The 466-nt window shown below is 63.1% G+C and carries 1 protein-coding gene; it reads right to left on the reverse strand.

Annotated features, from left to right (window positions below):
• Nucleotides 1–132: 132 nt before the first annotated feature.
• Nucleotides 133–466, reverse strand: a 334-nt coding sequence (locus EN853_RS33125) for a chemotaxis protein CheB (RefSeq protein ID WP_135861342.1), incomplete at its 5' end; no start/stop codon positions are given.

Raw genomic sequence — 466 nt, forward strand, 5'->3', positions numbered from 1 at the left:
GTCGCGTTCGCTTTCGGTATGATTGGAGTGGCGGAAATAGCCGACCACCTTGCCCGCCATTTCCTCCGCGAGAAGCACTCTGGACGGCGCTGCGCATCATGCCGTCATATTCGGCACTTTCTTGCGCCAAGGTCAGGCCGCCGCGTTTCCTTGATGGTCCTGAGCCCGATCGTGCCGTCGCTGCTCGTCCCGGACAGGATGATGCCCGCCGCAGACTTCGACTGCTCCTCCGCCAGATGAGGTGAAGAAATCGTCGACCGGCGTGCGCCTGACGCGCGGCGCGGCCATCCTGGCCACCTGAAAGCGCTGGTCACGCAGCGTCACCGACACACCGGGAGGCGTGACGTAGATCTTGTCGGACTCGATCTCCATGCCTTCGGCCGCGGTTTGGGTTTCGATCGCAGTGGAGCGCCGGATGATGCTGGTGAGCACGCTTTCATGCTCGGCGTCGAGGTGCTGAATGACC

Origin of the sequence: Mesorhizobium sp. M1C.F.Ca.ET.210.01.1.1 (assembly GCF_004791585.1) — a bacterium.
In the GTDB taxonomy this organism is placed as follows: Bacteria; Pseudomonadota; Alphaproteobacteria; order Rhizobiales; family Rhizobiaceae; genus Mesorhizobium.